The sequence below is a fragment of the Nostoc sp. NMS4 genome, assembly GCF_017115095.1.
Taxonomy (GTDB): domain Bacteria; phylum Cyanobacteriota; class Cyanobacteriia; order Cyanobacteriales; family Nostocaceae; genus Nostoc.
Genome location: NZ_JABXKI010000303.1, coordinates 1 through 3,240 on the forward strand (window position 1 = coordinate 1; position 3,240 = coordinate 3,240).

Below are 3,240 nucleotides of genomic sequence, written 5' to 3' on the forward strand. Positions count from 1 at the left end.
GTCCAGACCCTTGATAAACGATCGCTGATTGTTCAGATCATTCCAGTCTAGATTAACTTTCCGGAGATCTTCCACGAGGTCCCTGGATGAAGGGATTGCACCAAGGGTTTTGTGTAATTAAACGAAGCCGCTCCGTCACCAGAGCGGCTTCGTTTAACTAGTCATACCCCGTGCAAGTCAATCAAGTGAAGGCGGAGCAACTCTCGTTTACTTACCTCCTAGTCCATCATGTCGGTTCGGGTCTTTCTTCTGCTTCTTAGAACCATCAGATTCCTTTTTGGGCTTCTTGGCTTCTCTGCCACCCTTTTCCTTTTCTTTTGACATAATTATTCCCCAATAGAGGTTCCCTTAATTGTGGAGCAACTTGGAGAGGCGTGAGAGTCAATATCTAAAAACCGCCCACGACTAGCAATGGATGTTGTTGGCGAATTACCTCAAATCCATAGTCACTATGAATTTCATACCAAACCAAAACCCCCGGTTCTTTGAGCTTGAACCGGGGGTTTTGGCCGGAAGAGAAAAGAGACAACTTTTTCTCTAATTGCTCTTGGTTCTGACCGACAGTAATTGTAGAATCTTGCGATTTGAGTCAACCAACTGGCAAGATGATTACCTAATGTAACTACGCAGAAGCGTTCGCCTCGCTCTCCAACTTTGGCTTCCTAGTTAAGTACAAAAACTTAATGACGCGGAGTGCTTTGGAGAATAATTCTGTCCTTTGTCATTAATCTGAGGTAAATGAAAATAGAGACTCATGACCTATGATTAGGTGACACCTTTACTTCGCTCAAGAGCTGGTCGCTGCTGATTATCATTTTCAAGAAGAGCCTGGAAAAGGCTGAAGCGATCGCCTTTGAGGAAAAAACTGTCTGGAGTATTGAGAAATACCTCTGACTCTACCAGCAACCTGCGGAATGTGGGCTCTATAGGATGGGGTACTTCACAGAATGTACATTCTCAAGTTTTGCAAGAGGTCTTAAAACGATTTCACACACCCCTATAAGAATCGGCGACCGTGAATTTACTCTGACTGGGACAAAGAAGCACTTGGCTGATTCCAAAAATCAGGCTTTTCCTCCTGGCGACCGAGAACCCAGTTGTAGATTTCCAACATCTTCCGTGCCTTTGCCTCCCAAGAGTAGTAAGTCTCAGTGAAGCGGCGTGCGGCGATTCCCAAACTGATAACACGGTCAGGGTCTGCAACGAGTTGTTCGAGTTCTTTCGTAAAATGCCTGACTAGATGGTCTAAGTCCCCCAGGGGAACTTTAACCCCGCAACCTGACTTCACTCGTGCAGCAGGTCCGCCGTAATCAACCACAACACACGCCATACCGGACATCATTGCCAAAGTTAGCACACCACCACCCTGTTCGCGAATGGAAGGAAACGCAAAAATCTCAGATTGGCGCATCAGTTCTCCAACCCGATCCTGAGAGATTATCCCTGTCAAGTCAACACACCCAGACAGATCTTCTTCTTCGACAAGACGCTCTAGTCTGAGACGCTCAGGACCATCACCAACGATAATTAGTTTGTGCTGTTGCAAAATTGAGCTAGCAGCGAAACTGCGAATGAGGACTTCTGGCATCTTGAAGGGAACCAGCCTGCCGACGAATAGGACGGTCATTTGTTCCTTTTTGTGCCTGACAGGCATGATAAACTTGATAGGGTCTACACCGCCTTCAGAGAAATTGATTGTCCTTGGTTTGGCAAAATCTGGTACGTCAGAGATAGTGTGATCGTAGGCAGCAAGGATAGCCGCTGCATGAGCATAGGTTGATTGATAGAAAGGAAGCCATCTATGGATTTCGCGGAAGTAATTCATCCATTCACCTTCGCGGTTCATCTCAGCCTTGAAATGTTTGGGCCAAGGCAGTCCACCGAGAATGGGTCCTAGCACGAAAGGAACTGGACTCCATTTAGCTATGGGACTGGGTATGGTGGGTGACATTGGGCTAAGGCGGTGAACAATATCAAAGCGTCCATTTTGCAAATCTTGGCGAAATCGTCTCCAGACTGCCCACTCAAAGGCTAAGGTGCTTGGGTAACTCAGTGCAACTTTAAGGGTCATTGCTTTGTTGAAATCACCACTGAGAAACGTCGCTAATTTATAGATGGGAGCCGCAATCTTTTCTGTATCGAGATAAACAACCTCAGCCTTTCCCATTTCCTCTCGCTCAATGTTGGGTTTATTCCGAATTTGGGTTACAACCACAACATCAACATACTTGGCGAGAGTGCAGATAAAAGTGTACACCAAGGCAGGTAAAGAGTGCCAGTCAGGATTACAATCATCAGCGAGAATTAAAACGCGTATCCGCTCGGTGCTGGCTTTGTTCTTAACCATGAGATGTTAGCCTATTTAATAGTTTAAAGCTTAAACCTTAAGCACAGTTTTCTCTTGGATGCACGGCTGAGCAACTGTATGATTCAGAAGGAAAGTTTTCTCCTTGAGACACTCAGCCAGTACTCTCCTAAACATGAACTGAAGCTCTGCTATTAAGCGTGGAATACGTTTTTATGAATCAACCTTTTGATTTCTCCGCTTTCTTTAACACAAAGCTGGATAATTTGACAGATTTTGCTTATATCCTCTCTCGTTATAGCCGTGCCTGTGGGTAAGGACATAACCTTCTGAGTTAGCTTCTCTGTTTCAGGTAACAAAAGATTGGCATTCGGAAAGTAAGACCGATAAGGTTCCATTTGGTGACAGCCCGGATAGAAATAGCGTCGAGCCATGATCTTTTCAGAATGCAATATTTGAACAAGCTGATCCCGGCTTATTCCGGATTCTTGTTCATTAACTTCAAGAATGATGTATTGATAATTATTCTTTCCCGTTTCATCATAGGTGATAAGTTTAATCCCAGGAATATTTTCTAGTTCAGCTTCATATTGCTTGTAATTTCGATAATTAACGGCAATAAAATCTGTGATACTTTCTAGCCCTGTTACTCCCATGGCAGCTGAAACTTCATTCATTTTGCCATTTGTGCCGATGTAAACAACGTTGTCATATCCGCTGCCAAATCCGAAGTTCTTCATCAACCGTATCTTTTCAGCTAGTTCATCGTTATTAGTTACAACTGCCCCTCCCTCAAAGGTGTTGAGGAACTTAGTGGCATGGAAGCTAAATACTTCAGCCTCCCCAAAGTTACCAATCATACGATCCTTATAGGAACTCCCAACGGCATGAGAGGCATCAAATAAGAGCTTTAGGTTGTGACCTTGAGCAATATC

The 3,240-nt window shown here is 44.5% G+C and carries 3 protein-coding genes; all 3 read right to left on the reverse strand.

Annotated elements, in window-relative coordinates:
* Positions 1–765: 765 nt before the first annotated feature.
* Positions 766–906 (reverse strand): hypothetical protein, encoded by a 141-nt coding sequence (locus tag HWQ37_RS28795; RefSeq protein ID WP_292753833.1) that lies wholly within the window; start codon positions 904–906, stop codon positions 766–768.
* A gap of 115 nt (positions 907–1,021) precedes the next feature.
* Positions 1,022–2,347, reverse strand: a complete 1,326-nt coding sequence (locus HWQ37_RS28800; RefSeq protein ID WP_292753834.1) for a glycosyltransferase family 4 protein — start codon at positions 2,345–2,347, stop codon at positions 1,022–1,024.
* Positions 2,348–2,499: 152 nt separating this feature from the next.
* On the reverse strand, positions 2,500–3,240 hold a 741-nt coding region (locus tag HWQ37_RS28805), incomplete at its 5' end, for a DegT/DnrJ/EryC1/StrS family aminotransferase (RefSeq protein WP_292753835.1).